This window comes from Enterobacter cloacae complex sp. 6730903 (genome assembly GCF_048283985.1).
Lineage (GTDB): Bacteria > Pseudomonadota > Gammaproteobacteria > Enterobacterales > Enterobacteriaceae > Enterobacter > Enterobacter hormaechei_C.
Genome location: NZ_JBLVXX010000011.1, coordinates 103,132 through 126,707, shown reverse-complemented (window position 1 = coordinate 126,707; position 23,576 = coordinate 103,132). Strand labels below are relative to the sequence as shown.

Annotated in this window: 22 protein-coding genes; 14 read left to right on the top strand and 8 right to left on the bottom strand. The window is 54.4% G+C overall.

Going from position 1 to position 23,576, the window contains the following annotated elements:
* The first annotated feature begins 481 nt into the window (after positions 1 to 481).
* Positions 482 to 1,189 carry a FadR/GntR family transcriptional regulator gene (locus ACNQ0W_RS08465; protein ID WP_003862405.1) on the top strand — a complete coding sequence of 236 codons (708 nt, stop codon included), beginning with the start codon at positions 482 to 484 and terminating at the stop codon, positions 1,187 to 1,189.
* On the top strand, positions 1,186 to 2,619 hold the full coding sequence (gene mdtD / locus ACNQ0W_RS08460; RefSeq protein ID WP_062933816.1) for a multidrug transporter subunit MdtD: 1,434 nt from the start codon (positions 1,186 to 1,188) through the stop codon (positions 2,617 to 2,619). Before ACNQ0W_RS08465 ends, mdtD begins: the two co-directional genes overlap by 4 nt.
* Here the strand turns inward: mdtD and rbsR are convergent.
* The 7 genes from rbsR to kup all read right to left on the bottom strand — a co-directional run bounded on the left by rbsR (position 2,585) and on the right by kup (position 10,522).
* Entirely contained in the window at positions 2,585 to 3,577 is a 993-nt protein-coding gene (gene rbsR, locus ACNQ0W_RS08455; protein WP_072190029.1) for a ribose operon transcriptional repressor RbsR, read from the bottom strand. The two genes, mdtD and rbsR, sit on opposite strands and share 35 nt — an antisense overlap.
* Positions 3,578 to 3,580: 3 nt before the next feature.
* A complete protein-coding gene (rbsK, locus tag ACNQ0W_RS08450; RefSeq protein ID WP_062933815.1) occupies positions 3,581 to 4,510 on the bottom strand; it encodes a ribokinase in 930 nt (309 codons plus the stop codon).
* A gap of 108 nt (positions 4,511 to 4,618) precedes the next feature.
* Positions 4,619 to 5,509 carry a ribose ABC transporter substrate-binding protein RbsB gene (gene rbsB / locus ACNQ0W_RS08445; RefSeq protein WP_003862397.1) on the bottom strand — a complete coding sequence of 297 codons (891 nt, stop codon included), beginning with the start codon at positions 5,507 to 5,509 and terminating at the stop codon, positions 4,619 to 4,621.
* Between the two features lie 27 nt (positions 5,510 to 5,536).
* Entirely contained in the window at positions 5,537 to 6,502 is a 966-nt protein-coding gene (rbsC, locus tag ACNQ0W_RS08440) for a ribose ABC transporter permease (RefSeq protein ID WP_062933814.1), read from the bottom strand.
* Between the two features lie 4 nt (positions 6,503 to 6,506).
* A complete protein-coding gene (rbsA, locus tag ACNQ0W_RS08435) occupies positions 6,507 to 8,012 on the bottom strand; it encodes a ribose ABC transporter ATP-binding protein RbsA (RefSeq protein WP_003862393.1) in 1,506 nt (501 codons plus the stop codon).
* 7 nt (positions 8,013 to 8,019) lie between these two features.
* Positions 8,020 to 8,439 (bottom strand): D-ribose pyranase, encoded by a 420-nt coding sequence (rbsD, locus tag ACNQ0W_RS08430; RefSeq protein ID WP_062933813.1) that lies wholly within the window; start codon positions 8,437 to 8,439, stop codon positions 8,020 to 8,022.
* Between the two features lie 214 nt (positions 8,440 to 8,653).
* Positions 8,654 to 10,522, bottom strand: a complete 1,869-nt coding sequence (gene kup, locus ACNQ0W_RS08425; protein WP_062933812.1) for a low affinity potassium transporter Kup — start codon at positions 10,520 to 10,522, stop codon at positions 8,654 to 8,656.
* A gap of 222 nt (positions 10,523 to 10,744) precedes the next feature.
* On the opposite strand from kup, the gene ravA reads away from it, so the two are divergent.
* Both ravA and viaA read left to right on the top strand, forming a co-directional pair.
* Positions 10,745 to 12,241, top strand: a complete 1,497-nt coding sequence (gene ravA / locus ACNQ0W_RS08420) for an ATPase RavA (RefSeq protein WP_062933811.1) — start codon at positions 10,745 to 10,747, stop codon at positions 12,239 to 12,241.
* Complete coding sequence (gene viaA, locus ACNQ0W_RS08415; RefSeq protein ID WP_015570153.1) at positions 12,235 to 13,686, top strand: ATPase RavA stimulator ViaA; 1,452 nt, start codon at positions 12,235 to 12,237, stop codon at positions 13,684 to 13,686. Before ravA ends, viaA begins: the two co-directional genes overlap by 7 nt.
* On the opposite strand, the gene asnA is transcribed toward viaA, so the two are convergent.
* Complete coding sequence (gene asnA, locus ACNQ0W_RS08410; RefSeq protein ID WP_062933810.1) at positions 13,687 to 14,679, bottom strand: aspartate--ammonia ligase; 993 nt, start codon at positions 14,677 to 14,679, stop codon at positions 13,687 to 13,689.
* Between the two features lie 151 nt (positions 14,680 to 14,830).
* Between asnA and asnC the strand changes: the two genes are divergently transcribed.
* The 10 genes from asnC (at position 14,831) to atpA (ending at position 23,554) form a co-directional block, all read left to right on the top strand.
* Positions 14,831 to 15,289 carry a transcriptional regulator AsnC gene (gene asnC, locus ACNQ0W_RS08405; RefSeq protein ID WP_003862383.1) on the top strand — a complete coding sequence of 153 codons (459 nt, stop codon included), beginning with the start codon at positions 14,831 to 14,833 and terminating at the stop codon, positions 15,287 to 15,289.
* A gap of 90 nt (positions 15,290 to 15,379) precedes the next feature.
* Positions 15,380 to 15,829 carry an FMN-binding protein MioC gene (mioC, locus tag ACNQ0W_RS08400; RefSeq protein WP_003862381.1) on the top strand — a complete coding sequence of 150 codons (450 nt, stop codon included), beginning with the start codon at positions 15,380 to 15,382 and terminating at the stop codon, positions 15,827 to 15,829.
* A 374-nt stretch (positions 15,830 to 16,203) separates the two neighbouring features.
* A complete protein-coding gene (mnmG, locus tag ACNQ0W_RS08395) occupies positions 16,204 to 18,093 on the top strand; it encodes a tRNA uridine-5-carboxymethylaminomethyl(34) synthesis enzyme MnmG (protein WP_003862379.1) in 1,890 nt (629 codons plus the stop codon).
* A 107-nt stretch (positions 18,094 to 18,200) separates the two neighbouring features.
* Positions 18,201 to 18,824: a 16S rRNA (guanine(527)-N(7))-methyltransferase RsmG gene (gene rsmG / locus ACNQ0W_RS08390; RefSeq protein WP_047050599.1), complete on the top strand. Its 624-nt coding sequence runs from the start codon at positions 18,201 to 18,203 to the stop codon at positions 18,822 to 18,824.
* 615 nt (positions 18,825 to 19,439) lie between these two features.
* A complete protein-coding gene (gene atpI / locus ACNQ0W_RS08385; protein ID WP_003862375.1) occupies positions 19,440 to 19,820 on the top strand; it encodes a F0F1 ATP synthase subunit I in 381 nt (126 codons plus the stop codon).
* Between the two features lie 8 nt (positions 19,821 to 19,828).
* Positions 19,829 to 20,644: a F0F1 ATP synthase subunit A gene (gene atpB / locus ACNQ0W_RS08380; protein WP_003862373.1), complete on the top strand. Its 816-nt coding sequence runs from the start codon at positions 19,829 to 19,831 to the stop codon at positions 20,642 to 20,644.
* A gap of 49 nt (positions 20,645 to 20,693) precedes the next feature.
* Positions 20,694 to 20,933 (top strand): F0F1 ATP synthase subunit C, encoded by a 240-nt coding sequence (gene atpE, locus ACNQ0W_RS08375; protein WP_000429386.1) that lies wholly within the window; start codon positions 20,694 to 20,696, stop codon positions 20,931 to 20,933.
* A 48-nt stretch (positions 20,934 to 20,981) separates the two neighbouring features.
* The gene (gene atpF, locus ACNQ0W_RS08370; protein ID WP_003862370.1) at positions 20,982 to 21,452 is read left to right on the top strand and encodes a F0F1 ATP synthase subunit B; all 471 of its coding nucleotides are present in this window, start codon (positions 20,982 to 20,984) and stop codon (positions 21,450 to 21,452) included.
* A 14-nt stretch (positions 21,453 to 21,466) separates the two neighbouring features.
* The gene (atpH, locus tag ACNQ0W_RS08365) at positions 21,467 to 22,000 is read left to right on the top strand and encodes a F0F1 ATP synthase subunit delta (RefSeq protein ID WP_003862369.1); all 534 of its coding nucleotides are present in this window, start codon (positions 21,467 to 21,469) and stop codon (positions 21,998 to 22,000) included.
* Between the two features lie 12 nt (positions 22,001 to 22,012).
* Positions 22,013 to 23,554, top strand: coding sequence for a F0F1 ATP synthase subunit alpha (atpA, locus tag ACNQ0W_RS08360; protein ID WP_003862367.1), 1,542 nt, complete (start codon positions 22,013 to 22,015; stop codon positions 23,552 to 23,554).
* Positions 23,555 to 23,576 lie beyond the last annotated feature (22 nt).

Here is a 23,576-nt window from a genome sequence, read left to right as displayed (position 1 = left end):
TGAGCCATGATCAAACTCTTCAATTTAAAAGTTTGATGCTCAATGAATTAAACTTCGTAATGAATTACGTGTTCACTCGTTGAGACTTGGTATTCATTTTTCGTCTTGCGACGTTAAGAATCCATGTCACTTTGAGTGCCCACACAGATTGTCTGATAAATTGTTAAAGAGCAGTGCCGCTTCGTTTTCGCTGCGGCGCGGGGTGTGCATATTACGCTTTCCCGCTTCAGAGTCAAGCGTTTATTTTGCTTTTCTCTGCTGACCCGGCGGCTTGCGTGCCGTTGTTCCGTGTCAGTGGAGGCGCATTATAGGGAGTTCTTCTGAAGTGACAAGAGGAAATTTAAAAAAAGTTTCTGACCGTGTTTTTTTTCACCAAAAGCGATGAGATCCAGCTACAAATTGTTCTATTTGATGTATCTGCAACCACAATCACACCTGAGATGGCATAATTAGCCGCATCAATATCTAAGGAATAAAAGCGATGCCATTAAGCGCACAACAGCTGGCAGCTCAAAAAAACCTGTCCTATGTGCTGGCAGAGAAACTGGCGCAGCTGATCTTAGCGGGTAAATATGCTCCAGGTAGCATCCTGCCCAGCGAGATGGAGCTGGGAGATCAGTTTGGCGTTAGCCGTACCGCCGTTCGCGAAGCGGTAAAAACATTAACGGCGAAAGGGATGGTGCTTCCACGCCCGCGCATTGGCACCCGCGTTATGCCTCAGGGAAACTGGAACTTTCTCGATCAGGAGTTGCTCACCTGGTGGATGACCGAAGATAACTTTAATCAGGTCGTCGATCACTTTCTGGTTATGCGCAGCAGTCTTGAGCCTCAGGCCTGCCTGCTTGCCGCCACGCTCGGCACAGCAGAGCAAAAAGCGCAGCTCAATACTTTGATGGAAGAGATGGTGGATTTGAAAAAGCACTTTAACCGCGAGCGCTGGATAGCGGTCGATATGGCCTGGCATGAACATATCTATAATATGAGCGGAAATCCTTTCCTGACCTCCTTTGCTTCTTTATTCCATTCTGTGTACCACACTTACTTTACCTCTATCACACAGGATGAGGTGGTGAAGCTGGATCTGCATCAGGCGATAGTCGATGCCATTCAGGAGAGCGACGGGCAGCGAGCCCTGAGTGCGTGCCAGGCGTTGCTGGCCGCGCCAACCCACCAGCAGGTAAATAAATGACAGAGAAAAAAGCACGCAGTATGGCCGGACTGCCGTGGATTGCAGCCATGGCGTTCTTTATGCAGGCACTGGATGCCACTATCCTCAATACCGCCCTTCCCGCCATCGCCCAAAGCCTTAACCGCTCCCCGCTGGCGATGCAATCCGCCATCATCAGTTATACCCTGACGGTGGCGATGCTTATTCCGGTCAGCGGCTGGCTGGCCGATCGTTTCGGCACACGCAAAGTGTTCATGCTGGCGGTGACGCTGTTCACGCTCGGTTCTCTGGCTTGCGCCCTCTCCACCTCTCTGACGGAACTGGTTATCTTCCGCGTTCTACAGGGGATAGGCGGCGCGATGATGATGCCCGTCGCACGTCTGGGGTTATTACGCGCCTATCCGCGCAGCGAACTGCTTCCGGTGCTCAACTTTGTGACTATGCCGGGGCTGGTCGGTCCGATACTTGGCCCGGTTCTCGGCGGCGTACTGGTGACCTGGGCAAGCTGGCACTGGATCTTCCTGATTAATATTCCGATTGGTGTGGCAGGGCTGATTTATGCCCGCAAATATATGCCGAACTTCACCACGCCAAGACGCAGCTTCGATATGGGCGGCTTCTTCCTGTTTGGCCTGAGCCTGGTCCTGTTCTCCAGCGGGATGGAGCTGTTTGGCGAGAAAATCGTAGCGACGTGGCTGGCGCTGGCCGTCATCCTCAGCGGTATTCTGCTGTTCCTTCTATATATACGTCATGCGCGTCGCCATCCGACACCGCTTATCTCTTTATCTCTGTTTAACACCCGAACGTTCTCCGTCGGGATCGCGGGCAATATTGCTTCGCGTCTGGGCACGGGCTGCGTACCGTTCCTGATGCCGCTGATGCTCCAGGTCGGTTTCGGCTATCCGGCCCTGATTGCTGGCTGCATGATGGCGCCCACAGCGATGGGCTCCATTCTGGCAAAATCGACGGTCACGCAGGTGCTGCGCTGGTTTGGCTATCGTAAGACGCTGGTTGGCGTGACGATCTTTATCGGATTGATGATTGCGCAGTTCTCCCTGCAATCTGCGGCGTTACCAATCTGGATGCTGATCCTGCCGCTGTTTGTGCTGGGTATGGCCATGTCGACGCAGTTTACGTCGATGAACACCATCACCCTTGCGGATCTCACCGACGAGAACGCCAGCAGCGGCAACAGCGTACTGGCGGTCACTCAACAGCTGTCGATCAGCCTCGGGGTTGCCGTGAGCGCGGCGGTACTGCGGTTTTATGAAGGGTTTGACGGTACGAATACCGTTGAGCAGTTCCACTATACCTTTATCACTATGGGCGCACTTACCGTGGTATCGGCGGTGGTCTTTATGTTGTTAAAACCAAAAGACGGCCGGAACCTGATTAAAGAGCGTCACAAAGAGAAGGCTAAACCGAACCGCGTTCCATCAGAACAGGAGTAAGCTGCAAACGTTGCTGTTGCAGCGTGGGCTGGGCCATGCGGTGGATCAACACATCGATGGCCAGCTCGCCCAGTTCATCTTTCGGCTGATGGATGGTGGTCAGCGGCGGCGTCATGTAGCGCGCCAGTTCGATATCATCGTAACCGACGATCGCCATGTCGTCCGGAACACGTAATCCCGCCTGATACAGCGCCTGATAAGCTCCGAATGCCATCGCATCGTTACCGATAAACACCGCCTGCGGACGCGGCTCTTGCGCCAGCAGTTTCTGCATTGCTTCAAATCCACCGTTAAATTCGAAATCGCCGGTGATGCGATAGCCATCAGGAATGGCAAGCCCCGCCCGTGCCATGGCCGAAAGATAGCCTTCCAGACGCAGGCGCGCCGGGGTTTTATCCAGCGGGCCGGTAATACAGGCAATGCGGGTATGACCTTTATCGATCAGATGCTGAGTCGCCATATCGCCGCCCAGCAGCGAGTTATCCTGGATCAGATCGCTGGTGCCGTCGAACGGCGCCCAGTCCATCATCACCGTGGGAATAGAAGGGTAGCGCTGGATGATCTCTTTCGAGGGTTGATGCGTTTCGGTACAGAGCAGCAGCAGCCCGTCGACGCGTTTTTGCATCAGCGTCTCCAGGTTTCGGTTCATGCGCTGCTCATCACCTTCGGTATTACATAGCACTAGGCTGTAGCCGCGTTCGAAACAGCTGCGCTCCACGCCGCGCACCAGTTCAGAATAAAAAGGGTTGGTACTGGCCGTGATCAGCATGCCGATGGTGCGCGTCTGGTTGAGCTTCAGGCTGCGGGCCAGCGCAGACGGCGCATAGTTGAGTTCTTTAATTGCAGCGTCAACTTTCTCCCGAATCGCCTCGCTGACGAAGCGATCGTTATTGATTACGTGGGAAACAGTCGAGGTAGAAACGCCCGCCATACGGGCGACATCTTTCATTGTGGCCAAGCGTTACCCCTGCTGACTTAAGAATTCATCAATCTCTTTACGCCATGGAACAGAAGGCTGAGCGCCTTTACGCGTCACCGCAATCGCAGCGGCGGCATGCGCGAAGCGGATCGCGTCATCCATTGCTTTTCCTTCCAGCAGCGCCGTTACCAGCGCACCGTTGAAGGTGTCTCCTGCGGCGATGGTATCAATGGCTTTGACCTTAAAGCCCGGTACGCGACGGCCTTCGCCATTGACGCTAGTCCACACCCCACGGCTGCCGAGGGTGATGATCACGGTGCCGATGCCTTTATCATGCAGCGCAAGCGCGGCACGCGCTGCATCGTCATCATTTTCGACACGGATACCCGTCAGCTTTTCCGCTTCGGTTTCGTTCGGGGTGATGATATCCACCAGCGCCAGCAGCTCGTCTGATAATACACGGGCAGGCGCAGGGTTAAGTACGACAGACGTATGATTTTCATGCGCAATTTTCGCGGCGGCCAGCACGCTTTCAACCGGTGACTCCAGCTGCATCAGCAGGGCTTCCGCTCCGGCGATGATTCCACGCTGCGCTTCGACGCATTCAGTCGTTAACGCGGCATTAGCCCCCGCATGAATACCGATGACATTCTCACCTTCCGCATTGACGAAAATCAGCGCCACGCCGGTAGATTCTCCTGCAACCACGCTGACGGGTGCAATGTCGATGTTGTCACTTGCCAGCTGTTTGCGTACGCGCTCGCCGGTATCGTCATCACCCGTACAGGCGATAAACGCGATATTCGCCCCGCTGCGTCCGGCGGCAACCGCCTGGTTTGCGCCCTTACCGCCGAACGCCACCTGATACTGATTGCCAGTGACGGTTTCGCCCGGAGTGGGGAACGTTTCAAGGTTAAGAATGTGATCGGCATTGATACTGCCAAGGACGACGAGGTTGCCTGCGGTTTTCATGTATTGAGGTGTCCATCTGAGAGCGCCACCGGTATTACCCAGTGGCGTATGCCACACTTTTCTTTTATTTGGTGTCCCTCAGGCAGCCAGCGACTGCCTGAATCGCCTTTACTGCTTAATGACCAGTTTCAGGTCAACAGGATATTTGGCCTGAACTTTTTCGCCCTTCAGCACTTTATCGGCAGTTTGCACGCCAGTCGCGCCAATCTGCTCAGGCAGCTGAGCGATGGTCGCAGCCAGTTTGCCATCATTTACTGCTTTTTCACCATCCGGCGTGCCGTCAAATCCGACAACCATCACATCTGATTTACCCGCAGTCTGGAGCGCACGCAGCGCACCGAGCGCCATTTCGTCGTTCTGTGCGAATACCGCCTGCACATCAGGATGCGCGGTCAGCAGGTTCTGCATGACGTTCAGGCCCTTTGTACGGTCAAAGTCTGCCGGCTGGCTCGCCAGCACGTTGAATTTGTGCGCCGCTACAGCCTGCTGGAAGCCTTCACCACGTTCACGGGCTGCGGAAGTCCCGGCGATACCCTGCAACTCGATCACTTTCGCGCCTTCACCTGCTTTCTTCGCGATGTAGTCACCGGCGATTTTACCACCCAGGACGTTATCAGACGCAATGTGGCTGACCACATCCCCTTTCGTTGCCTGACGGTCCAGGGTGATGACCGGGATCTTCGCCTGGTTTGCCATCTTCACGGCGTTACCGACCGCGTCGGAATCGGTTGGGTTGATCAGCAGGATTTTGGTACCACGAACGGTTAAGTCCTGAACGTTAGCCAGCTCTTTCGCCGGGTTGTTCTGAGAATCCAGCACCACCAGGTTGTAGCCCAGTTTATCGGCTTCTTTCTGCGCGCCATCCTTCAGGGAGACGAAGAAAGGGTTGTTCAGGGTAGAGACAACCAGCGCGATGGTGTCCTTCGCCATGGCGTTAGCACTTACGGTTGCGCTCAGCGCGACAGCAGAAACCAGGGTAGCCAGTTTTTTCATGTTCATATCTAAGATGTCCTGTAGTGTCGTCAGTTACTGTTTTTTGTTGTCTACCAGTACCGCCAGCAAAATCACCACTGCCTTAACGATCATCTGGTAATAGGAGGAAACACCTAACAAATTCAAACCATTATTCAGGAAACCGAGGATCAGTGCGCCGATCAATGTCCCAACAATGCGACCTTTACCGCCCGCAAGACTCGTACCGCCCAGAACCACTGCCGCGATGGCATCCAGCTCATAGCCCGTACCCGCCGTTGGCTGTGCGGAAGAGAGGCGCGCCACTTCGATGATGCCCGCCAGCGACGCCAGCAGGCCGCACAGGGAGTAAACCATAATTTTGACTTTATTAACGCTGATACCGGACAGGCGCGTTGCCGCTTCGTTACCGCCCAGCGCATAGATATAACGACCCAGACGGGTATGGTGCAGCATGTACCACGCCGCCAGGAAAACGATAGCCATGATCCAGACCGGGGTCGGGACACCCAGCGGGCGTCCGATACCGAACCAGCCAAACAGATCGGCGTTATCGGTAAAGCCGGTATTAATCGGGCTGCCGTTGGTGTACACCATGGTCACACCGCGCAGCAGCAGCATCATCACCAGCGTGGCGATGAACGCCTGAACGCGACCTTTCGCCACAATCACGCCGGTTACGGCGCCAATTGCCGCACCTGCCGCCAGCGCAGCGGCAACGGCCACCAGCGCGTTGACCTCAATACCAACAATCGACGCGGCGATCGCGCCGGTGAGGGCCAGCAGGGAACCGACGGACAGATCGATACCCGAGGTCAAAATCACCAGCGTCATCCCCACCGCCATAATGGCGTTGACGGAGGTCTGCTGAAGAATGTTGAACAGGTTATTGACGGTAAAAAAGTTCGGGCTCATGGTCGACACAATCGCGATCAGCACCAGCAGGGCAATCAGCGATTTTTGTTCCATCAGCCATGCCTTTGTGAAATAGCGGCGACCAGAAACAGCCTGGGTAGTCATCTTCTTACTCCTGATTCACGCGATTAAGCTTGCCCACAGCGGCAGCCATCAGAACTTCCTGGGTGGCCTGCTCGCGAGTGAATTCACCGCCGAGATGCCCTTCATGCATGACGATAATGCGATCGCTCATGCCTAATACTTCTGGCATCTCGGAAGAGACCAGAATGATGCTCAGACCGTCGGCCTTGAACTGGTTAATCAGCTGATAGATCTCTTTCTTCGCGCCCACGTCCACGCCGCGGGTAGGCTCATCGAGGATCAGCACTTTCGGGCGCGTCATCAGCCCGCGGGCAATCGCCACTTTCTGCTGATTCCCGCCGGACAACAGGCCAATCGCCTGCTCCATCGATGGGGTTTTAACGTTAAAGAGACGGATAAAATCGCTGACCGCCTGCTGCTCATCTTTGTGTTTCAGGCTGCCGCCGCTGCGGCTGAAATAGCCTAGCGCCGTCAGGGACATGTTCTCTTTCACCGACATGCCCAGCACTAAGCCGTCGCGCTTACGGTCTTCGGAAATATAGACAATGCCGTTCGCCAGGCCATCCTGAGGCGAGCGGGTGACCACCTCATGGCCGTCAAGGGTAACGTAGCCGCTGGTGCGCGGCAGTGCGCCATAGAGCACTTTCATCAGTTCGGTACGTCCCGCTCCCATCAGGCCCGCGACGCCAAGGATCTCGCCCTTGCGCAGAGTAAAGGAGACGTCATTCACGCCCGGCCCGCAGAGGTTATCCACCTTCAGGCGGATCTCTCCCGGCGCTTTCTCCAGATGCGGATACTGATCTTCGAGCTTACGTCCCACCATCATTTCGATCAGCGAATCTTCGGTCAGGGTTGCTACTTCGCGCTCGGCAATAAACTGTCCGTCGCGAAAGACGGTGACGTCGTCGCAGATTTCGAAGATCTCTTTCATGCGGTGAGAGATATAGACAATGCCGCGGCCCTGGGATTTCAGCTCACGGATCACGCGGAACAGGGATTCGGTTTCGGTATCGGTCAGGGCGTCGGTCGGTTCATCCATAATGATGACCTTCGACTCGAAGCTCAGCACCTTCGCGATTTCCACCATCTGCTGATCGCCGATGGAAAGGTCGCCCACCAGTCGATCGCTCTTAAAGCGCAGATTCAGCTTCGCCAGCAGTTTGTCCGCTTCGGCATACATGGTTTTCCAGTCGATTTTTCCAAACCGGTTCACAAACTCACGGCCGAGGAAGATGTTCTCCGCAATGGTGAGCTGCGGGATCAGGTTCAGCTCCTGGTGGATGATGCCGATGCCCGCTTCCTGAGAGGATTTCGGGCCGTTGAAGGTGGTCTCTTTACCCAGCCACAGCAGCGAACCGGCATCGCGTTGGTAGATACCGGTCAGCACTTTCATCATGGTGGATTTGCCGGCGCCGTTTTCGCCCACCAGCGCCATGACGCGCCCGGAATAGACGTTCAGCGCCGCGCCGGAGAGGGCTTTTACGCCCGGGAACGACTTATCGATCCCTTTGAGTTGCAGTAATGCGTCCATGATGGCCTCAGAAGGTGACGCCAGCACAGAGAATGATATTCGCATACGGGGAACACTCCCCGCTGCGAATCACCGCCTGACTGTCTGCGGTTTGTTGTTTGAACTGCTCGTGCGTTGTGTAACGAATTTCTATGGTGTTTCCCTGGTGCTGTTGCAGTTGCTCAATGTGGCTGAGCAACGTTTCGTGGAGTTGCGGATTATGTTGTTTGATTTCCGCCGCGAGGATGGCCGCCTCAACCTGCATCTCCGCGGTGACCACGTCCAGTACCTGCATGAACGAGGGTACGCCCTGCGTTAACGCCATATCGATACGGGTTGTGCTGCGCGGAACCGGTAAGCCTGCATCGCAAACCACCAGCATATCGGTATGCCCAAGACGGGAAATCACCGATGAGATTTCTGAGTTGAGTACTGTGCCTTTCTTCATTTTTTGCTCCACTAGCGAAACGTTTCGCTAAAAACAGTGTAGCCGCAGAAGTGTTCAGAAAACCATCATGACGTAACGGATTTGTGATCAACGTCGAAACGTTTCGCTAAGTGAAATGCAACAGAGGAAAATTGCCCGGCGGCGCTACGCTTGCGCGGGCCTACGGGTCTGGTAGGCCGGGTAAGCGCAGCGCCACCCGGCATATTCAGAAGGGTTAAATCTCGACCTGCGTCCCCAGCTCAATCACGCGATTAGGCGGGATCTCAAACTGGTCAGGCGCACGCAGGGCGTTACGTTGCAAAATGAGATACAGCTTGCCGCGCAGGCGCAGATACCATGGGCGCTTGCCGATGATTAGCGACTCGTGGGACATAAAGAATGACGTCTCCATCATGCGGCAGCTCAGGCCTTCCAGACCGCAGCGGTGGAACACCTCTTCCACGTTCGGCGTTTCGCGCCAGCCGTAGCTTGCCACCACGCGCCAGAAGGTTGGCGATAGCTGCTCAATCTGTACGCGACGCACGTTGTGAACATACGGCGCATCTTCGGTACGCAGCGTCAGCAGGATCACGCGCTCGTGCAGCACTTTGTTGTGCTTGAGGTTATGCATCAGCGCAAACGGGATCACGTTCAGCGCGCGAGACATATACACCGCCGTGCCCGGCACGCGCACCGGTGGGGATTTCTCCAGCGAGGCGATCATCGCCTCCAGAGAGTTACCGTGCTCATGCATACGACGCAGCAGGCGGAAACGTTCGCTCTTCCACGTCGTCATCACAATAAACATCACCAGACCCAGCGTCAGCGGCAGCCAGCCACCGGAGACAATCTTGTCGAGGTTCGCAGAGAACAGCGGCACGTCGATGCAGAGGAAGCCAACCAGGATCAGCCCCACGAGGAACTTATTCCAGTGCCAGTTACGGTACGCCACGGTGGTGGAGAGAATAGAGGTCAACACCATCGTTCCGGTTACCGCGATACCGTACGCCGCCGCCAGATTACTGGAGTGCTCAAAGCTGACGATAACAATTACCACCGCGAAGTAGAGCAGCCAGTTGACGAACGGAATGTAAATCTGGCCAGACTCCATCTCCGAGGTATGGATAATGCGCATTGGGGAGAGATACCCCAGACGCACGGCCTGACGCGTCAGGGAGAATACGCCGGAAATGACAGCCTGAGAGGCAATGACCGTCGCCAGCGTCGCCAGGATCAGCATCGGAACCAGCGCCCAGTCCGGTGCCAGCAGGAAGAACGGGTTTTTAATCGCTTCAGGGTGTGCAAGCAGCAGCGCGCCCTGACCGAAGTAATTCAGCACCAGTGAAGGCAAGACCACGCTAAACCAGGCGACGCGAATAGGGAGTTTCCCGAAGTGGCCCATATCCGCATACAGCGCTTCAACACCGGTAATGGACAGCACCACCGCGCCCAGCGCCACAAACGACACCACTTTATATTCAAGGAAGAAATGCACCGCCCACATTGGGTTCAGCGCGTGCAGGACATCCGGGTTGGCAATAATACTGCGTAAGCCCAGCGCCGCCAGGATCAGGAACCAGGCCAGCATAATAGGCGCGAACAGTTTACCCACCAGCCCGGTACCGTGTTTTTGTATGGCAAACAGCAACGTCAGCACGATAATGGCAAGTGGCACCACCCACGTATCAAGCTGTGGCGCGATAATCTCCAGCCCCTCTATGGCCGACATTACCGAAATCGCTGGTGTAATCACGACTTCTCCATAGAAGAAGCTGCCGCCAATCAGGCCGATGATGACCAGCACGGAGGTCATCCTTGCAGACGTATTGCGCCCGGCAAGGGACATCAGGGTCAGAATACCGCCCTCGCCCGCGTTATCAGCCCGCATAACGAAAGAGAGATACTTAAGGGAGACCACCAGGATCAGCAGCCAGAAGATGAGCGAGAGGAAACCAAATACGGCGTCACGCTCTACACCAAAACCAAACTGACCGGACAGACATTCACGAAGCGTATAAAGCGGGCTGGTGCCGATATCACCGTAGACAACCCCGATCGCCGCAAGCGTGACTGCGGGTAATGATTGCTTATTATCAGTGCTCATAGACTAGTCTTTTCGTTTGAATAACAAATGTGTGCTTAGTCCCTTGGCCCACAAAAAGCGCACAGTATGCACGATTCAATGCAAAATCGTACCCCTAAATGCAGCCGCATTAATGTAGCGCAAAGAAAATAGCGCCGCACTTCAGCCTATTACCAGGCCAGACCGAAACGTCTATACTCGCTTCAATTGGCCGCCACGACGGCGAAAGGATGCAAAACTATTATGGCTCACTCACATTTATTAGCAGAAAGAATTTCCCGCCTCAGCAGTGCGCTGGAGAAAGGCCTTTACGAGCGTAGCCACGCCATTCGCCTCTGTTTACTGGCGGCGCTGAGCGGGGAAAGCGTGTTTCTGCTGGGCCCGCCGGGCATTGCCAAAAGTCTGATCGCACGCCGCCTCAAATTCGCTTTCCAGAACGCGCGCGCATTCGAGTATTTGATGACGCGCTTCTCCACGCCGGAAGAAGTTTTCGGCCCACTCTCCATTCAGGCGCTAAAAGATGAGGGACGCTATGAACGTCTGACGGCGGGCTATCTCCCGGAAGCGGAAATCGTCTTTCTTGATGAGATCTGGAAAGCCGGCCCGGCCATTCTGAATACCCTGCTGACGGCAATTAACGAACGCCGCTTCCGTAACGGCGCCAGCGAAGAGAAGATCCCCATGCGCCTGCTGGTGGCCGCGTCAAACGAACTGCCCGAAGCCGACAGCAGCCTGGAAGCGCTGTATGACCGTATGCTGATCCGCTTGTGGCTGGATAAAGTCCAGGATAAATCAAACTTCCGTTCTATGCTGGTGAGCCAGCAGGATGAAAACGAAAACCCGGTGGCAGCGTCATTGCAGGTCACGGACGAGGAATACCACCAGTGGCAGGAGGAGATCGGCAAGATAAAACTGCCCGATCCCGTTTTTGAGCTGATCTTCATGCTGCGCCAGCAGCTTGATTTACTGCCCTCCGCACCGTACGTCTCCGATCGTCGCTGGAAGAAAGCCATTCGCCTGCTCCAGGCAAGCGCGCTGTTTAGCGGCCGCGATGCTGTCGCCCCAATCGATCTGATCCTGCTGAAAGACTGCCTGTGGCACGACGCAGAAGGGATGAATCTGATGCAACAGCAGCTGGACGTTTTGATGACCGGACACGCGTGGGGTCAGCAATCCATGCTTAATCAACTGGGCGCGATTGCCCAACGTCGCCTTCAGCTCCAGCAGCAGCAAAGTGACAAAACCGCGCTGAAGGTGAACCGTCTTGGCGGGATGTTTGCACGTAAACCGCACTACGAACTGCCCGCCGGGCTGACTGACGCCTCGCTCACGCTTCTTCTTCAGCAGCCGCTGAAGCTGCATGATATGCAGGTTGTGCACGTGACAATCGAACGCGTTGCGCTGGTTCAGTGGCTGGATAAAGGCGGTGAGATCCGCGGTAAACTCAACGGTATCGGCTTTGCACAGCCGCTGTCGATGGAAATCGACAGCAGCCAGCACCTTGTGATCCGCGACGTCAGCCTTCAGGGATCGCGCCTGGCGCTGCCGGGCACGGCCTCCGATACTGTTCCGGAGGAGATCAAACAGCAGCTCGACGCGCTGGATAACGAATGGCATCAGCAGCACACGCGCTTCAGCGAGCAACAGAAATGCCTCTTTATCCATAGCGACTGGTTAGGTCGCATTGAAGCCAGCTTGCAGGATGTCAGCGCGCAGATCAAACAGGCGCGTCAATGCTAACGCTGGACACGCTTAACGTCATGCTGGCGGTTAGCGAGGAAGGGTTGATCGAAGAGGTCGTCATTACCCTGCTCGCTTCACCGCAGCTGGCAGCCTTTTTTGAAAAATTCCCGAAGCTCCGAAAAGCAATGACGGACGATCTTCCCCGCTGGCGCGATAACCTGCGCCAGCGGTTTAAGGAGACGGAAGTCCCGCCGGAACTGACAGAGGAAGTGGCTGGTTACCAGCAGTGCCAGCGGCTTTCAACGCCGCAGTTTATTGCCCAGCTACAGCAAACCCTGACGCTGCTTGATAACGTTCACTCCCCGTTTGCCAGCCAGGCCAGAGCGCTGGTTACGGATAACCCCAGCTTTACTCCCGCCCTGCATACGCTGTTTTTACAGCGCTGGCGACTGAGCCTTGTGGTCCAGGCCACGGCCCTTAATCAGCAGTTGCTGGACGAAGAGCGCGAACAGTTGCTCAGTGAAGTCCAGGAGCGAATGACCCTGAGCGGCCAGTTAGAACAGGTGCTGGTGGAGAATGAAAACGCCGCCGGTCGACTCTGGGATATGAGTGCCGGCCAGTTAAAGCGGGGCGATTATCAGCTGATCGTGAAGTACGGCGATTTTCTGGCGCAACAGCCGGAGCTGATGAAGCTCGCAGAACAGCTCGGCCGCTCCCGGGAGGCCCGGTCGGTCCCAAAGAAAGATGCGCCGATGGAGACCTTTCGTACGCTGGTACGTGAACCCTCCACCGTACCGGAGCAGGTGGACGGGCTACAGCAAAGCGATGACATCCTGCGCCTGCTGCCTACGGAACTCAGCACGCTGGGAATGACCGAACTGGAGTATGAGTTTTATCGTCGGCTGGTGGAAAAACAGCTCATTACCTATCGACTGCATGGCGAAGCCTGGCGCGAGAAGATCAGCCAGCGTCCGGTGGTGCACCAGGATTTTGATGAGCAACCGCGCGGCCCATTCATTGTATGCGTCGATACGTCCGGATCGATGGGGGGCTTTAATGAACAGTGCGCAAAAGCGTTCTGCCTGGCCCTGATGCGCGTGGCGCTCGCCGATCGTCGTCGCTGCTACATCATGCTCTTTTCCAGCGAAGTGGTAGGGTATGAACTGACCAGCCCACAGGGGCTGGAGCAGGCGATCCGCTTTTTAAGCCAGCGCTTTCGCGGCGGCACCGATCTGGCCAGCTGTTTTCGCAGCATCATTGAGCGCATGCAGGGCGGTGACTGGTACGACGCGGATGCGGTGGTGATTTCCGATTTTATTGCCCAGCGGCTGCCGGACGATGTCGTGAATAAAGTGAAGGAGATGCAGCGCGTGCACCAGCACCGTTTTCATGCCGTGGCGATGTCTGCACATGGAAAACCCGGCATCATGCGCATCTTCGATCATATCTGGCGCTTTGATACCGGGTTGCGTAGCCGCCTGCTCAGACGCTGGCGACGTTAATTAAAGAAGAGAACCGACGCTCTCACGTACCTGCTGCGGCCAGACCCCACACTGTACCTGACCAATGTGAGACAGTTGCAGCAGCAGCATGGTCAGACGAGACTGGCCAATCCCACCGCCGATGGTCTGCGGCATTTCACCGCGCAGCAGCGCCTGGTGCCACTCCAGTTGCAGACGATCTTCATCACCGGTCACGCCCAGCTGACGCTTCAGTGCTTCAGCATCCACGCGGATCCCCATCGAAGAGAGTTCAAACGCATCTTCCAGAACCGGGTTCCAGACCAGAATATCGCCGTTCAGACCGGCATATTCGCTTTCGCCCACGGTGCTCCAGTCATCGTAATCCGGCGCCCGGACGTCGTGACGTTTACCATCAGACAATTTCCCGCCAATGCCGATCAGGAATACCGCGCCCAGCTCTTTGGCAATCGCGCGTTCACGGCCTTTGGCATCCAGATCCGGGAAACGGCTCAGCAATTCCTGACTGTGGACAAAGTGGATCGTTTCCGGCAGGAACGGTGCCAGACCAAACTCTTTGCTCACGGCCGCTTCGGTTGCTTTGATCCCGGCGTAGATCGCCTCAACGGTGGATTTCAGCGTACCGACGTGACGCTCGCCATCTCCCATTACGCGCTCCCAGTCCCACTGGTCAACGTAGACAGAGTGAATCGGGGAAAGGCGGTCTTCATCGGGGCGAAGGGCTTTCATGTGCGTGTAAAGCCCTTCGCCCGCGCTGAAGTCGTGTTGTCCCAGGGTTTGACGCTTCCACTTCGCCAGGGAATGAACCACTTCGAACTGGGCGTCTGGCAGTGTTTTCACTTTTACCTGTACCGCTTTTTCGCAACCAGACAAGTTATCCTGCGTCCCGTCACCCACGCGGCTCAGAATCGGCGCCTGAACTTCAATAAGGCCAAGCTTCTCTTCCAGCTGGCGGGAAAAATGGGATTTAACGAAACTGATCTGGCGTTGTTTTGCGATGTAAGCGGTTTTCATTATTTATACTCCTGCGTCCTGTTGATACTGATTAAGCAACAGAGCAGGCGCTTAATTCAATAACCCATCAACAAAAAGCCGCCTTCACTTTTGATTCGTTAAAATAAGACGCTAGAATAGAAGGAATCATTAATCTTCATAAGAAAAACCTATGGAAAATTATCAGATCGACAATCTGGACCGCGGCATTCTGGAAGCGCTAATGGCCAACGCACGCACCGCGTATGCCGAACTGGCGAAACAATTTGGCGTCAGCCCGGGGACCATTCACGTTCGCGTCGAGAAAATGAAGCAGGCCGGGATCATCACCGGCGCACGTATAGATGTCAGTCCGAAGCAGCTCGGCTACGACGTCTGCTGCTTCATTGGCATTATTCTGAAAAGCGCCAAAGATTACCCCTCCGCGCTGGAGAAACTGAACGCGCTGGATGAAGTTACCGAGGCGTACTACACCACCGGGCACTACAGCATCTTTATAAAGGTCATGTGCCGATCCATCGACGCCCTCCAGCAGGTACTTATCAACAAGATCCAAACAATCGATGAAATTCAGTCCACTGAAACCCTGATCTCCCTGCAAAACCCGATCATGCGTACTATCCGCCCGTGATCGGGCAATTTCATTCCCACATTTTCCACAGGTAGATCCCAGCTCGTTCACAGCGTACAATGGCCGCCTCTTTATCTGAGCGAGCGATCAATGGCGGACATTACTCTTATCAGCGGCAGCACCCTGGGCGGTGCGGAATATGTAGCGGAACATCTGGCTGAGAAGCTGGAAGATGCGGGCTTTTCTACACAAACGCTGCACGGACCGCTGCTGGAAGATCTCCCGACTGATGGGGTCTGGCTGCTGATCACCTCCACGCACGGCGCGGGCGATCTGCCGGATAACCTGCAACCTTTATATGACGAACTGCTGGAACAACAGCCCGATCTGTCAAACGTCCGGTTTGGCGCTGTGGGGATCGGCAGCCGTGAATATGACACTTTCTGTGGCGCTATAGAGAAAGTAGAAGCTGCGGTGACCGCCTGCGGAGCAAAACAGCTGGGTGAAACGCTGAAGATCAACATCCTCGATCATGACATTCCCGAAGATCCAGCCGAGATCTGGCTCGCGGAATGGAAAAATTTACTCAAAAACGATTAAAGATCGTGCGATCAGATGTGGATAACTCTGGTTAAAAGCTCGTATTAAGCCGTAGTTATCCAAAGAACAACGTTGGTTTAGTTTTTGACCTGTGCATAAAGTGGCGATCTGATCCCAGCTTATACGGTCCAGGATCACCGATCATTCACAGCAAACGATCCTTCCTAACTGCATGATCTTATTTATGGGATCGGACTTATCCACAAAGGTCTGCGATCCTAATAAGAGATCACAATAGAACAGATCTCTAAATAAAAAGATCTTCTTTTTAATAGCCCAGGATCCCAATGCTTTCTCGAAAGACTAAAGTTGAGTAGAATCCACGGCCCGGGCTTCAATCCATTTTCATACCGCTTTACGCGAGGCAGACCACCATGTTTTATCAGGATCCTTTTGACGTCATCATCATTGGCGGGGGTCACGCAGGCACTGAGGCCGCAATGGCCGCAGCGCGAATGGGTCAGCAGACCCTGCTTTTGACACACAATATCGACACGCTGGGACAAATGTCCTGTAATCCGGCGATTGGCGGCATTGGGAAAGGACACCTGGTAAAAGAAGTGGATGCACTTGGCGGCCTGATGGCGAAAGCGATCGATCATGCAGGCATCCAGTTTAGGATACTAAACGCGAGTAAAGGTCCGGCTGTTCGCGCCACCCGTGCACAGGCAGACCGCGTGCTTTACCGTCAGGCTGTGCGCACCGCGCTGGAAAACCAACCGAACCTGATGATCTTCCAGCAGGCGGTAGAAGATCTTATCGTGGAGAACGATCGTGTTGTTGGCGCCGTGACCCAGATGGGTCTCAAGTTCCGCGCAAAAGCGGTGGTGCTGACGGTCGGGACATTCCTGGACGGTAAAATCCATATTGGTCTGGACAACTACAGCGGTGGCCGTGCTGGCGATCCGCCGTCGATTCCGTTATCTCGTCGTCTGCGTGAACTGCCGCTGCGCGTAAGCCGCCTGAAAACCGGTACGCCGCCGCGTATTGATGCGCGCACCATTGATTTCAGCGTGCTCGCACAGCAGCACGGCGATAACCCGATGCCGGTGTTCTCGTTCATGGGCAATGCGGCGCAACATCCGCAGCAGGTGCCGTGCTACATCACGCACACCAATGAAAAAACCCATGACGTGATCCGCAATAATCTCGATCGCAGCCCAATGTACGCCGGTGTGATCGAAGGGATCGGCCCACGTTATTGCCCGTCGATCGAAGACAAAGTGATGCGCTTTGCCGATCGTAATCAGCACCAGATCTTCCTCGAGCCGGAAGGGCTGACCTCTAACGAAATTTACCCGAACGGCATCTCCACCAGCCTGCCGTTCGACGTGCAGATGCAGATTGTGCGTTCGATGCAGGGCATGGAAAACGCGAAGATCGTTCGCCCTGGCTACGCTATTGAGTACGATTTCTTCGATCCGCGTGACCTGAAGCCGACGCTGGAAAGCAAATTCATCCAGGGTCTGTTCTTCGCAGGCCAGATTAACGGCACCACCGGGTACGAAGAAGCTGCCGCGCAAGGGCTGCTGGCCGGTCTGAACGCTGCTCGCTTCTCTGCCGAGAAAGAGGGCTGGGCACCGGCGCGTTCTCAGGCTTACCTGGGCGTTCTGGTCGACGATCTCTGCACGCTGGGGACCAAAGAACCGTACCGCATGTTTACTTCTCGTGCGGAATATCGCCTGATGCTGCGCGAAGACAATGCCGATCTGCGTCTGACCGAGGTAGGCCGCGAATTGGGACTGGTGGATGACGAACGCTGGGCGCGCTTCAACGAGAAGCTGGAGCGTATAGAACAGGAACGTCAGCGCCTGAAAACCACCTGGGTGAATCCGCAGGCGGAAACCGCTGCCGAAGTAAACGCTCACTTAACAGCACCGCTGTCGCGCGAAGCCAGCGGGGAAGATCTGCTGCGCCGTCCTGAAGTCACCTACGAGAATCTGGTCAAACTGACCGCGTTCGCACCGGGCCTTGAAGACGCTGAAGCGGCTGAACAGGTCGAGATCCAGGTGAAATACGAAGGTTACATCGCGCGTCAGCAGGATGAGATCGAAAAACAGCAGCGCAACGAAAACACGCTGCTGCCGGAAATGCTGGACTATCGTCAGGTGACGGGGCTTTCCAACGAAGTGATCGCTAAGCTGAACGATCACAAACCTGTGTCGATTGGCCAGGCCTCACGTATCTCCGGCGTCACACCTGCCGCGATTTCGATTCTGCTGGTGTGGCTGAAAAAGCAGGGTATGCTGCGCCGCAGCGCGTAATTGACATTGCTTTTGGCGGGTGGCGCTTCGCTGACCCGCCCTACTTATTCGTAGGCCCGGTAAGCGGCAGCGCCACCGGGCAAAAAAACTCTCAACAGGTATCCACCGTGCTCAATAAACTCTCTCGTCTGCTGGAACAGGCAGGTATTTCGCTCACCGATCACCAGAAAAATCAGCTGGTGGCCTATGTCGATATGCTGAACAAATGGAATAAAGCATACAACCTCACCTCCGTACGCGATCCCAACGAGATGCTGATTCGCCATATCCTCGATAGCATCGTCGTGGCGCCTTACCTGAACGGTGAACGTTTTATCGACGTGGGCACCGGTCCGGGCTTGCCGGGCGTTCCGTTGTCTATTGTTCGACCGGAAAGCCATTTCACGCTGCTGGACAGCCTGGGTAAGCGCGTACGCTTTTTACGCCAGGTCCAGCATGAGCTGAAGCTGGAAAACATCACGCCCGTGCAGAGCAGGGTAGAGGAGTTCCCAGCTGAGCCACCGTTTGACGGCGTTATCAGCCGCGCATTTGCGTCACTCAATGACATGGTGAGCTGGTGCAAACACCTGCCGGCGGAGAAGGGGCGTTTTTATGCGCTGAAAGGGCAACTTCCGGGGGACGAAATCGAGCAGCTTCCGGACGGTTTTGCTGTCGAATCCATTGAGAAACTTCAGATCCCTCAGCTCGAAGGTGAGCGTCATCTGGTGATAATTAAGCCAAACACTTTTTAAAAATTAATAAAAAATGTGGAATTTGTGCTGTTCTGATCGTGTTAAAAAGCAGCACATCCCGTCTGTTTTGGCCGTTGTTAATTTAACCTTGTTATTACCATGGGTTTTCTTATGGTTAACCTGAAGTGAGTTGTTCACTCTGAGGATAATCAACCATGAAAATATCAGCCTGCTAAAAGTGGGTAAAGGCAACAAGAATGGAATGTTAAATATTTATTAAGAATGTCAATAAAAGGTTTTTGTTGTATACGGCTCTGTTTTAAAAATAGTTGCGATTTTTTTGCTTTAATTTCATACAGATGAAATAAATCGTTTTACGTCTTTGATAAATACCACTTTATCGCAAATGTGTATTTTGTGATCTCGTGCACGCTTTATCACCAACGTTTCCGCGCTGTTTGCAGTTTTGCCTGAAGGTCGGCACTTAGGTCAAAAGTTGAAAAATAGGACTGGGGAAAAATATTTAAACATTTATTCACCTTTTCGCTACTTAATGTTTGAAATCACGGGTACGCACCGTATAATTTGACCGCTTTTTGATGCTTGACTCTGAGCCTTAAAGGACGTTTTATACGACACGCGGCATACCTCGAAGGGAGCAGGAGTAAAAACGTGATGTCTGTGTCGCTCTTGAGTAGAAACGTTGCTCGTAAGCTTCTGTTCATTCAGTTTCTGGCTGTGATAGCAAGTGGACTGCTGTTTAGCCTCAAAGACCCCTTCTGGGGCATCTCCGCCGCGTGCGGAGGTTTGGCGGTGGTTCTGCCAAACGTGTTGTTTATGATTTTTGCCTGGCGTCATCAGGCGCATACACCCGCCAAAGGCCGCGTGGCCTGGTCCTTCGCTCTCGGCGAAGTGTGTAAGGTGTTGCTGACCTTTGCTCTACTGGTGATGGCGCTGGCGGTTTTGAAAGTGGTATTCATGCCGCTGATAGCAACGTGGGTTTTGGTGCTGGTGGTACAAGTTCTGGCTCCAGCTGTAATCAATAACAAAGGGTAAAAGGCATCATGGCTTCAGAAAATATGACGCCGCAGGATTACATAGGTCACCATCTGAATAACCTTCAGCTGGACCTGCGTACATTCTCGCTGGTGGATCCACATAACCCCCCGGCCACCTTCTGGACGATCAACATCGACTCCATGTTCTTCTCGGTGGTTTTGGGTCTTCTGTTCCTGGCCATGTTCCGCAGCGTTGCTAAAAAGGCGACCAGCGGTGTTCCAGGGAAATTCCAGACGTTCATCGAGATGATCATCGGCTTCGTCCATGGCAGCGTGAAAGACATGTACCATGGTAAGAGCAAACTGATTGCTCCGCTGGCCCTGACCGTGTTCGTTTGGGTCTTCCTGATGAACCTGATGGACCTCCTGCCTATCGATTTCTTACCTTGGATCGGTGAGCACGTACTCGGCCTGCCTGCACTGCGCGTGGTTCCGTCTGCCGACGTGAACATCACCCTGTCGATGGCGCTGGGCGTATTTATCCTCATTCTGTTCTACAGCATCAAAATGAAAGGCGTAAGCGGCTTTGTGAAAGAGCTTACCTTGCAGCCGTTCAACCACTGGGCGTTTATTCCGGTCAACCTGATCCTGGAAGGCGTTAGCCTGCTGTCCAAACCTGTTTCACTGGGTCTGCGACTGTTCGGCAACATGTATGCGGGTGAGCTGATTTTCATTCTGATCGCGGGTCTTCTGCCGTGGTGGTCACAGTGGATTCTGAATGTGCCATGGGCCATTTTCCACATCCTGATCATTACGCTGCAAGCCTTTATCTTCATGGTTCTGACGATCGTCTATCTGTCGATGGCGTCTGAAGAGCACTGATTTTTTACCAACACTACTACGTTTTAATTGAAACAAACTGGAGACTGTCATGGAAAACCTGAATATGGATCTGCTGTACATGGCTGCCGCTGTGATGATGGGTCTGGCGGCTATCGGTGCTGCGATCGGTATCGGCATCCTCGGGGGCAAATTCCTGGAAGGCGCAGCGCGTCAACCTGATCTGATTCCTCTGCTGCGTACTCAGTTCTTTATCGTTATGGGTCTGGTGGATGCAATCCCAATGATCGCTGTAGGTCTGGGTCTGTACGTGATGTTTGCTGTCGCGTAGTAGTTGTTTTAAAACCCCAAGCCACAGAAATTTAAGAGGTATTGTGCTGTGAACATGAACGCAACAATCCTCGGCCAGGCCATCGCGTTTATTCTCTTTGTCTGGTTCTGCATGAAGTATGTATGGCCGCCTTTAATGGCTGCCATCGAAAAACGTCAGAAAGAAATTGCTGACGGTCTGGCTTCCGCAGAACGCGCTAAGAAAGATTTGGACCTTGCACAGGCCAACGCGACAGACCAGCTGAAAAAAGCGAAAGCTGAAGCTCAGGTAATCATTGAACAGGCTAACAAACGCCGTTCTCAGATCCTGGACGAAGCCAAAGCTGAAGCAGAACAGGAACGTACTAAGATCGTGACACAGGCTCAGGCTGAAATTGAAGCTGAGCGTAAACGTGCTCGTGAAGAACTGCGTAAGCAGGTTGCGATTCTGGCTGTTGCTGGCGCCGAGAAGATCATCGAACGTTCCGTGGATGAAGCTGCTAACAGCGACATCGTGGACAAACTTGTCGCTGAACTGTAAGGAGGGAGGGGCTGATGTCTGAATTTGTTACGGTAGCTCGCCCCTACGCCAAAGCAGCTTTTGACTTTGCTGTCGAACACCAAAATGTCGATCGCTGGCAGAATATGCTGGCGTTTGCCGCTGAGGTGACGAAAAACGAACAAATGGCCGAGTTGCTTTCTGGTGCGTTAGCGCCTGAAACCCTCGCCGCGTCGTTTATCGCCGTGTGCGGAGAGCAACTGGATGCCAACGGCCAGAACCTGATTAAGGTGATGGCGGAAAATGGTCGTCTCCGTGTGCTCCCGGATGTTCTCGAGCAGTTTGAGCACTTACGTGCCCTTAGTGAAGCTACCGCAGAAGTTGAAGTAACTTCCGCGACTGAACTGAGTGACGAACAGCTTGCGAAAATCACCGCCGCGATGGAAAAACGTCTGTCACGCAAAGTTAAGCTGAATTGCAAAATCGATAAGTCTGTAATGGCAGGCGTAATCATCCGCTCGGGTGATATGGTCATTGATGGCAGCGTACGCGGCCGTCTTGAGCGCCTTGCAGACGTCTTGCAGTCTTAAGGGGACTGGAGCATGCAACTGAATTCCACCGAAATCAGCGAACTGATCAAGCAGCGCATTGCTCAGTTCAATGTTGTGAGTGAAGCTCACAACGAAGGTACTATTGTTTCTGTAAGTGACGGTGTTATCCGCATCCACGGCCTGGCCGATTGTATGCAGGGTGAGATGATTTCCCTGCCGGGTAACCGTTACGCTATCGCACTGAACCTGGAGCGCGACTCCGTAGGTGCCGTTGTGATGGGTCCATACGCTGACCTCGCCGAAGGCATGAAGGTTAAGTGTACTGGCCGTATTCTGGAAGTACCGGTTGGCCGTGGCCTGCTGGGTCGCGTTGTTAACACCCTGGGTGCGCCAATCGACGGTAAAGGTCCGGTTGAGCACGATGGCTTCTCCCCAATCGAAGTTATCGCACCAGGCGTTATCGACCGTCAGTCCGTTGATCAGCCAGTGCAGACGGGTTATAAGTCCGTTGACGCCATGATCCCAATCGGTCGTGGTCAGCGTGAACTGATCATCGGTGACCGTCAGACCGGTAAAACCGCGATGGCTATCGACGCCATCATCAACCAGCGTGATTCCGGCATCAAATGTGTGTACGTGGCTATCGGCCAGAAAGCGTCCACCATTTCCAACGTGGTTCGTAAACTGGAAGAGCACGGCGCACTGTCTAACACCATCGTTGTGGTAGCAACCGCGTCTGAATCTGCTGCACTGCAATACCTGGCGCCATACGCCGGTTGCGCAATGGGCGAATACTTCCGTGACCGCGGTGAAGATGCGCTGATCGTATACGATGACCTGTCTAAACAGGCCGTTGCTTATCGTCAGGTTTCCCTGCTGCTCCGTCGTCCACCAGGACGTGAAGCATTCCCGGGCGACGTATTCTACCTCCACTCTCGTCTGCTGGAGCGTGCTTCCCGCGTTAACGCGGAATACGTCGAGAACTTCACCAAAGGTGAAGTGAAGGGTAAAACAGGTTCTCTGACCGCTCTGCCGATCATTGAAACCCAGGCGGGTGACGTTTCTGCGTTCGTTCCGACCAACGTAATCTCCATTACCGATGGTCAGATCTTCCTGGAAACCAACCTGTTTAACTCCGGTATTCGTCCGGCGGTTAACCCGGGTATCTCCGTATCCCGTGTGGGTGGTGCTGCTCAGACCAAGATCATCAAGAAACTGTCCGGTGGTATCCGTACCGCGCTGGCACAGTATCGTGAACTGGCTGCGTTCTCTCAGTTCGCATCCGATCTGGACGAAGCAACCCGTAAACAGCTGAGCCACGGTCAGAAAGTGACCGAACTGCTGAAGCAGAAACAGTACGCGCCAATGTCTGTTGCTCAGCAGGGCCTGGTACTGTTCGCGGCTGAACGCGGTTACCTCGAAGATGTGGAACTGGCGAAAATCGGTAGCTTCGAAGCCGCTCTGCTGGCTTACGTCGACCGTGATCACGCTCCGCTGATGCAAGAGATCAACCAGACCGGTGGCTATAACGACGAAATCGAAGGCAAGCTGAAAGCTATCCTCGATTCCTTCAAAGCAACCCAATCCTGGTAATCGTCCGGCGGCTTGTCTCAGG

What these genes read in the sequence shown, in the direction of transcription:
- atpI (WP_003862375.1), top strand. Translation starts at nt 19,440, where the DNA reads ATGTCTGTGTCGCTCTTGAGTAGAAACGTTGCTCGTAAGCTTCTGTTC.
- rbsC (WP_062933814.1), bottom strand. Translation starts at nt 6,502, where the DNA reads ATGACTACCCAGGCTGTTTCTGGTCGCCGCTATTTCACAAAGGCATGG.
- viaA (WP_015570153.1), top strand. Translation starts at nt 12,235, where the DNA reads ATGCTAACGCTGGACACGCTTAACGTCATGCTGGCGGTTAGCGAGGAA.
- mdtD (WP_062933816.1), top strand. Translation starts at nt 1,186, where the DNA reads ATGACAGAGAAAAAAGCACGCAGTATGGCCGGACTGCCGTGGATTGCA.
- atpH (WP_003862369.1), top strand. Translation starts at nt 21,467, where the DNA reads ATGTCTGAATTTGTTACGGTAGCTCGCCCCTACGCCAAAGCAGCTTTT.
- rbsA (WP_003862393.1), bottom strand. Translation starts at nt 8,012, where the DNA reads ATGGACGCATTACTGCAACTCAAAGGGATCGATAAGTCGTTCCCGGGC.
- rbsB (WP_003862397.1), bottom strand. Translation starts at nt 5,509, where the DNA reads ATGAACATGAAAAAACTGGCTACCCTGGTTTCTGCTGTCGCGCTGAGC.
- mnmG (WP_003862379.1), top strand. Translation starts at nt 16,204, where the DNA reads ATGTTTTATCAGGATCCTTTTGACGTCATCATCATTGGCGGGGGTCAC.
- ravA (WP_062933811.1), top strand. Translation starts at nt 10,745, where the DNA reads ATGGCTCACTCACATTTATTAGCAGAAAGAATTTCCCGCCTCAGCAGT.
- mioC (WP_003862381.1), top strand. Translation starts at nt 15,380, where the DNA reads ATGGCGGACATTACTCTTATCAGCGGCAGCACCCTGGGCGGTGCGGAA.
- atpE (WP_000429386.1), top strand. Translation starts at nt 20,694, where the DNA reads ATGGAAAACCTGAATATGGATCTGCTGTACATGGCTGCCGCTGTGATG.
- ACNQ0W_RS08465 (WP_003862405.1), top strand. Translation starts at nt 482, where the DNA reads ATGCCATTAAGCGCACAACAGCTGGCAGCTCAAAAAAACCTGTCCTAT.
- kup (WP_062933812.1), bottom strand. Translation starts at nt 10,522, where the DNA reads ATGAGCACTGATAATAAGCAATCATTACCCGCAGTCACGCTTGCGGCG.
- atpA (WP_003862367.1), top strand. Translation starts at nt 22,013, where the DNA reads ATGCAACTGAATTCCACCGAAATCAGCGAACTGATCAAGCAGCGCATT.
- asnC (WP_003862383.1), top strand. Translation starts at nt 14,831, where the DNA reads ATGGAAAATTATCAGATCGACAATCTGGACCGCGGCATTCTGGAAGCG.
- rbsD (WP_062933813.1), bottom strand. Translation starts at nt 8,439, where the DNA reads ATGAAGAAAGGCACAGTACTCAACTCAGAAATCTCATCGGTGATTTCC.
- atpB (WP_003862373.1), top strand. Translation starts at nt 19,829, where the DNA reads ATGGCTTCAGAAAATATGACGCCGCAGGATTACATAGGTCACCATCTG.
- rbsK (WP_062933815.1), bottom strand. Translation starts at nt 4,510, where the DNA reads ATGAAAACCGCAGGCAACCTCGTCGTCCTTGGCAGTATCAATGCCGAT.
- asnA (WP_062933810.1), bottom strand. Translation starts at nt 14,679, where the DNA reads ATGAAAACCGCTTACATCGCAAAACAACGCCAGATCAGTTTCGTTAAA.